Source organism: Mesorhizobium sp. M4B.F.Ca.ET.089.01.1.1 (assembly GCF_004022605.1).
Taxonomy (GTDB): Bacteria; Pseudomonadota; Alphaproteobacteria; order Rhizobiales; family Rhizobiaceae; genus Mesorhizobium; species Mesorhizobium abyssinicae.
In genome coordinates this window covers 1-6,622 of the sequence record NZ_RZOS01000328.1, presented here as the reverse complement: position 1 = coordinate 6,622, position 6,622 = coordinate 1, and the positions used below count along the sequence as shown (strand labels likewise).

Annotated in this window: 6 protein-coding genes and 1 pseudogene; 4 read left to right on the top strand and 3 right to left on the bottom strand. The window is 65.0% G+C overall.

Translation table 11 applies throughout. From position 1 onward, the window contains the following. Window positions 1–350: 350 nt before the first annotated feature. Entirely contained in the window at window positions 351–530 is a 180-nt protein-coding gene (locus tag EN780_RS24535; protein WP_128275566.1) for a hypothetical protein, read from the top strand. Between the two features lie 50 nt (window positions 531–580). On the opposite strand, the gene EN780_RS24530 is transcribed toward EN780_RS24535, so the two are convergent. The 3 genes from EN780_RS24530 to EN780_RS24515 all read right to left on the bottom strand — a co-directional run bounded on the left by EN780_RS24530 (window position 581) and on the right by EN780_RS24515 (window position 5,076). Beyond that, entirely contained in the window at window positions 581–1,525 is a 945-nt protein-coding gene (locus EN780_RS24530) for a glycine--tRNA ligase subunit alpha (RefSeq protein ID WP_128275565.1), read from the bottom strand. Between the two features lie 447 nt (window positions 1,526–1,972). Next, window positions 1,973–3,745 carry a tetratricopeptide repeat protein gene (locus EN780_RS24520; RefSeq protein WP_128275564.1) on the bottom strand — a complete coding sequence of 591 codons (1,773 nt, stop codon included), beginning with the start codon at window positions 3,743–3,745 and terminating at the stop codon, window positions 1,973–1,975. A gap of 314 nt (window positions 3,746–4,059) precedes the next feature. Further along, window positions 4,060–5,076, bottom strand: a complete 1,017-nt coding sequence (locus tag EN780_RS24515) for a polyprenyl synthetase family protein (RefSeq protein WP_127284243.1) — start codon at window positions 5,074–5,076, stop codon at window positions 4,060–4,062. A gap of 162 nt (window positions 5,077–5,238) precedes the next feature. Here EN780_RS24515 and EN780_RS24510 point away from each other — a divergent pair, with 162 nt between their 5' ends. The 3 genes and pseudogenes from EN780_RS24510 to EN780_RS24500 all read left to right on the top strand — a co-directional run. Beyond that, a complete protein-coding gene (locus EN780_RS24510) occupies window positions 5,239–5,463 on the top strand; it encodes a DUF2007 domain-containing protein (RefSeq protein ID WP_127259063.1) in 225 nt (74 codons plus the stop codon). Then, the gene (locus tag EN780_RS24505; protein WP_128275563.1) at window positions 5,460–6,263 is read left to right on the top strand and encodes a methyltransferase; all 804 of its coding nucleotides are present in this window, start codon (window positions 5,460–5,462) and stop codon (window positions 6,261–6,263) included. The genes EN780_RS24510 and EN780_RS24505 overlap by 4 nt, the downstream gene beginning before the upstream one ends. Window positions 6,264–6,371: 108 nt before the next feature. Continuing rightward, a pseudogene (locus tag EN780_RS24500) lies at window positions 6,372–6,622 on the top strand (S49 family peptidase); the annotation flags it as partial.

The following is a 6,622-nucleotide window of genomic DNA, read 5'->3' as shown; positions in this document are numbered from 1 at the left end:
CTACCGGAATGCGCCGCCAGAGCGTGCGTTCTTCTTCGGTCATGGCCCGCGAAGCCTTCGCGCGGACTGCAGCTTGAACCGATCAAGTTTTGGCATAGGGAATCGCGCAGCACCCCCACCCGCCGCTTCGCGGCGACCTCCCCCATCAAGGGGGAGGTAGGAGCGGCATAGCAACTCGGCTCGCCGCTGTCACCCCTGCCCGCCGACCGCCAGGGCGGCCGATTTCAGGAAATTATCAGGTCTTTGTCGGGACCAGGCGGGCGCGCCCGTCCTAAGAACAGAAATCCAATGAACCGAACGCGGCGCTGAAGCGACCAACGCTCAGGCAGAGACCTATTGGCTGAACGACCATGAAAACGGTATCGAGAACCCTGCAGATCCTGGCACTGAGCGCCTGCTTCGCCGCCCAGATGCATGGCACGTTCACGATGCCGGGCGTGCGGCAGGCGCTGCGGACGATCGATGGCGCAAGCAGCCAGAGTTCGTTGCCGATCGCTTCGCTCACAATCGGTGAAAGCACCTTGAACTAAGGTGTCTTGAGATTCAGGTCAGGCCGGCATCACCTGAATATCAACACACCTTAGGCCGCCAGCCCGCCCGCCTCGGTCTGCAGGAAGGCCTCGCCGCAGGCCTTGGCAAGGTTGCGCACCTTGAGGATGTAGCTCTGCCGCTCGGTGACCGAGATCACGCCGCGCGCGTCGAGCAGGTTGAAGACGTGACTGGCCTTGATGCACTGGTCATAGGCCGGCAGGACCATGCGGTGCCGCGCCGGCGCGTCATTCGATCCGGGCGCGCCGGCCGCGAGCAGCGCCTTGCATTCGGCCTCGGCGTCCTCGAAATGCTTCAGAAGCATCGAGGTGTTGGCGAATTCGAAATTATGGCGCGAATATTCCTGCTCGGCCTGCAGGAAGACGTCGCCATAGGTGACCTTGTCGGCGCCATCGCGGCCGTTGAAGTTCAAGTCGTAGACATTGTCGACGCCCTGCACATACATGGCGAGCCGTTCCAGTCCGTAGGTGAGCTCGCCCGCCACCGGCGCGCATTCGATGCCGCAGACCTGCTGGAAATAGGTGAACTGCGACACTTCCATTCCATCGCACCAGCACTCCCAGCCGAGCCCCCAGGCGCCCAGCGTCGGGCTCTCCCAGTCGTCCTCGACGAAGCGGATGTCGTGCAGCAGCGGATCGACGCCGATGGCTTCCAGCGAGCCGAGATAGAGCTCCTGCAGGTTGGGCGGGTTCGGCTTCAGGATCACCTGGTACTGGTAATAGTGCTGCAGCCGGTTGGGGTTCTCGCCATAGCGCCCGTCCTTCGGCCGGCGCGACGGCTGCACATAGGCGGCGTTCCAGCGCTTCGGACCCAGCGCGCGCAAGGTGGTCGCCGGATGGAAGGTGCCGGCGCCGACCTCCATGTCGTAGGGCTGCAGGATGACGCAGCCATAGTTCGCCCAGTAATTGTGCAAGGTCAGGATCAGCCCCTGGAAGGAGCGGCTGGGATGCATGTGGGCGGGAATGTCGACGGTCACGGCGGCCTCGATGGAGCGGCTGGATGGGGACCACGCTCTAGAGGCACGGCCGGCAAGCGTCAAGGCAAGCGAACTTTGGGTGGTTCGTCTATCGCAGGCTGTTCCCCCGCGCCTCATGCGAGACGCTTTGATCATATCTCGTCCGTCCGCGCCGCCCCTCATTGCCCTCCCGGGCATTTCTCCCCGTATAGTGACGGGGAGAAAGACGCCACCGCGGCGGGTTTCGCCAACCGCCAACGTTGCAGAATGAGTGCCGACGTCGCGGCCACCCCCTTCTCCCCGTCACTATACGGGGAGAAGGCGCCGGCAGGCGGATGAGGGGCGGCGCCGACGTTTCCAATGTCGCCCAAGCGCCCGGCGATTGGGATAGCTTGCGTGAGACGAGAAGCTAAGCTCAAAAGAAGCGGGGCTCCGAAGAGCCCCGCTCAAAGCATGCTTCGGTGCCGCTCAGCCCTTCGGCGCGGGCGTAGTGGGCTTGACCGTCGGGGTTTCCTGCGCCGTGTTGGATTCGATCGGCGGAAGACCCTTGATCAGCTTCTGCTGCAAGGTCGCAAGCACGTCGGGATCCGGCTTCAGGTCGCGGGCCTGGTTCCACTGATAGGTTGCTTCCAGCTTGCGGCCGACGCGCCAGTAGGCATCGCCGAGGTGGTCGTTCAGCACCGGGTCTTCCGGCTTCAGCGACACCGCGCGCTCCATTTCGCGGACCGCATCCTCGAAACGGCCCATGCGGAAATAGGCCCAGCCCAGCGAATCGACGATGTAGCCGTCGCTTGGCCTGAGGTCGACGGCCTTCTGGATCATCGCCAGGCCTTCCTTGAGGTTCAAGTTCATATCGACCCAGGAATAGCCGAGATAGTTCAGAACCTGCGGCTGGTCGGGGAACAGCTCCAGCGCCTTGCGGAAGTTCGGTTCGGCCTTCGGCCATTCCTTCAGCCGCTCATAGGCGATGCCGCGCTGGTAGAAGATGTTCCAGTTGGCATTGGTCGGCGTCTTCAGCACCTCGACGGCCTTGTCGTAGAGATTGGCGGCCGAGCGGAAGTCCTCCTTGGAGGAGTAGACGCCACCAAGCGCCAGATAGGCGCGCATATCGTCCGGATGCTTGTCGACGAACGCCTTCAGATGCGCGATCGCCTCGTCATGGCGGTCGAGATCGGCGAGGTTGAGGCCGAGCTGCAGGTCGGAAAGCTCCTTCAGCGGCGAGGAGTCGGGAATGCGCCGGTAGAGCGCAATCGCCCCTTCGCCGTCCTTCAGCTGCTCGGCGACTGCGGCGAGTTGCACCAGGGCGGCATCGCTGTCGGGCTTCAGCGCCAGCGCATATTGCAGATAGAGGCGCACGAACGGCTCGCCGCCGCCGCGATTGAGCGCGGTGGCGAGATCGAGCAGGATCTCGGAGGCGCCGTCGGACGGGCCGGTGATGAAGGGCTCGATCTTGTCGCCCTTGTTGATCTTGTCGCGCAGTGTGGTGATTTCCAGCTTGCCGGGCGCGAACGCCTCGGCCTGGTCGAGCACCGAAAGCGCCTTGGCCTTGTCGCCCTTGCGGGCGAGGAAGGAGGCGTAGGCCTGCGCATTGCGCATCCATGTCTCCGGCGCGGCACCGCCGGCGGCGGTGTCCTGCAGCGTCGCCGCGTAGAGCTGATCGGCCTTTTCGGACATGCCGGCGGCATCGGCGATCAGCGCGCGGTGGAAGGACTTGAACAGGCCGAACCAGTCGGGGCCCTGCAATTTGTCGATGGCGGCCATGGCATCGGCGGGCTCGCCGGCGCCTTCCTTGGCCCAGCCGCTCATGACGCCGGACAGCAGCCGGTCGAGATCGGATTCGAGCGACAGTTTCAGCCAGTACTCGGCCTTGGAGAAATCCTTCTTGTGGAAGGAATCGACGGCCAGCGCCAGGCGCGAGAAACGCTCGACATCGGGCACTTCCCTGAGCTTGTCGGCATAGACGAGCGATTCCTCGAAGCGACCCTGCGCGATCAGCGACAGCATCAGGCTCTGCTGCAGCGCCGTGTCGCCGGGCGCAAAGGCGAGCGCCTGCTTGTAATAGGCGATGGCGCTGTCGAGATCGTTGTCGCCTTCGGCAATGCGCGCGGCAAGATAGGCGCCGGAGAAGGAGGTGATCTTGACCGGCTCGGTGGTCTGCTTGGCGTAGGCCGGCAGAGCCGAGATCGCCATGCCCGTCACAATTGCCAGCCCCGCGAGCCAGCGCGCACGTCCTTGCCGCATCGTATCCCTTTCAGCCAGACGCAATCCCCAAGTCGATGGGACCGCCACAGACTCGGTCTTTTCCCGACAAAGCATGGCCTTTTTGGGGTCAGGCTTCAATCCGGGCCGAATTCACAATCGGGTCACCCGATTAACGAACAATGGCCGCAGACGATAATAGCAGATCGTGCGGCCAACTACACCCTGACATCATGATCTATGCCCTGACGCCACGATACTCGCGGCGACCTCGCTGCACAGCCCGGCCCATTCGCGGGTTCTGGCAGCTTCTCGGGGATGCCCGAGGGCTCCGGCGCCCTGCGGCCGGCAGCTTGTCAGTTCACCCTGGCAATGCAGAAATCGATGACGTCGATCAGCGCCGATTTCTGCGGCGTCGCCTCCAGCGGCGCCAGCGCATCCCTGGCGATCTCGCCGAAATGACGGGCGCGGCCGATAGTGTCTGCAATCGCCCCGTGGCGGGTCATCAGGCCGATCGCCTTTTCGAGCCCGGCGTCGTCGGTGACGTTGTCCTCGATGGCGCGCTTCCAGAAGGTGCGCTCGGCCTTGGTGCCGCGCCTGTAGGCGAGGATCACCGGCAGCGTCACCTTGCCCTCGCGGAAATCGTCGCCGACATTCTTGCCGAGGTCCTTGCTGGAGCCGCCATAGTCGAGCGCGTCGTCGATGAGCTGGAAGGCAAGGCCGAGATTCATGCCGTAGGAGCGCAGTGCGGCGCGGTCGTTGCGGGTTGCCTGGGCGATCACCGGGCCGACCTCGGCGGCGGCCGAGAACAGCGCGGCGGTCTTGGCCTTGATGACGGCGAAATGCTCGTCCTCGGTGGTCTCCAGGTTCTTGGCGGCGGCGAGTTGCATCACCTCGCCCTCGGCGATGATGGAAGCGGCGCTGGACAGGATGTCGAGGGCTTCCAGCGAGCCGACATCGACCATCATGCGGAAGGCCTGGCCGAGCAGGAAGTCGCCGACCAGCACGCTGGCCTGGTTGCCCCAGATCATGCGCGCCGTCTTCTTGCCGCGGCGCATGCCGCTCTCGTCGACGACATCGTCGTGCAGCAGTGTTGCCGTGTGCATGAACTCGACCGAGGTGGCGAGCTTGACATGACCGTCGCCGGAATAGCCGAACATCTGGGCGGCGGCGAGCGTCAGCATCGGCCGCAATCGCTTGCCGCCGGACGAGATCAGATGGTTGGCGACCTCGGGGATCATCTCGACGTCTGAGCCGGCCTTGGACAGGATCAGCTTGTTGACGCGGCCCATGTCGGCGGCCGTCAGATCGATCAGATCCTTGATGGAGGCGGGTTCCCGCTTCCCGTTTTCGATGTTGAGAACGACACCCACCACAGACACTCCCGTCTATTCCAAGCGCACGACGGCACCTAGTCCCGAAGCAGACTCTAGGGCGGCATCCACCGGCACGGCAAGAGGCGAATTGGCGCGGTTGCGGCCGGCGGCGTGAACGCCCACGTTTACAGGAACGGCGCAACCTGCGATTTTCATTCCATGATAGAGCTCATCCGTACCAACGATGCCGTGATCATCTCCTTCGTCGAATCGCTGATGCGCGACGCCGGCATCGCCTGTTTCGTCGCCGATGAGAACATGAGCGTGCTCGACGGCTCGATCGGCATCCTGCCGCGGCGCGTCATGGTCGACGCCGACAAGGCGGACGCGGCGCGGCGCATATTGACCGATGCCGGCATCGCCAACGAGATCCGCCGGAAATGACGTCCGCGTCGCCCGCAGCCCTTGTCCCGGACACACCGGCCCATACGGTCGATGCCTTCCATCGCGGGCGTTTCTGGTTGGTGCAGCCTCGGGCCGCCGGCCACCGCGCCGGCATGGACGCCATGATGCTGGCCGCCGCCGTGCCCTCTCCCTTTGGCGGACGGCTGGCCGATTTCGGCGCCGGCGCGGGCGCCGCGGGGCTTGCGGTGCTGTCGCGCTGTCCGGCGGCGCGGGTCGTGCTGGTCGAACGCTCGCCGGAAATGGCCGGATACGCGCATGCCACGCTCGCCCATCCCGGCAACGCGCATCTCGGCGACCGCGCGTCGGTGCTGACGGCCGATGTCATGCTGACGGGCAAGGCGCGCGGCGAGGCCGGCCTTGCCGACAACAGTTTCGACTTCGTCATCATGAACCCGCCCTTCAACGCCGCTGAGGACCGCGCCACGCCGGATCAGTTGCGCAAGCAGGCGCATGTGATGGAGGACGGGCTGTTCGAAAGCTGGATCAGAAGCGCTGCCGCGGTGGCGAAGCCACGCGGCGGGCTCGCCGTCATCGCCAGGCCCGAGCAGCTCGGCGCCCTGCTCGATGCGATCGACGGCCGCTTCGGCGATACCGAGATGCTCGCCGTCCACCCCCGTCCCGAGGCGGCGGCAATCCGGATCGTCGTCAGGGCGACGCTCGGCGCGCGCGGAAAACTGTCGATCCGCCCGCCGCTGATGCTGCACGCCGAGACAGGCAACGGGCCTGCCGAGCGGACCGAGATGATCAACAACGGACTGGCGTCGCTGTTCGGCGATTGATCATCGGCCGGCCATGCGGCATTGCCGTTGGCCGGCGAATTCCTACATGCCCACAGCAAGATGAGGCCTCATCTTGCTGCTTTTTCAGTGACCGGAGACCCCGACCTCGTGAAACGCCTCTTGAACCGCCTGCTGCCGAAGTCCTGGCGCTCCACCGTCGTCGTGGTTCCGGTCATCCGCCTGCACGGCACGATCATGGCCGGCGGCGGCCAGTTCCGGCCGAGCCTGTCGCTGGCGTCCACCGCCGGCCTCATCGAGAAGGCGTTCTCCTTCGATGCGCCCGTCGTCGCCATCTCCATCAATTCGCCGGGCGGCTCGCCGGTGCAGTCGCGGCTGATCTTCAAGCGTATCCGCGACTG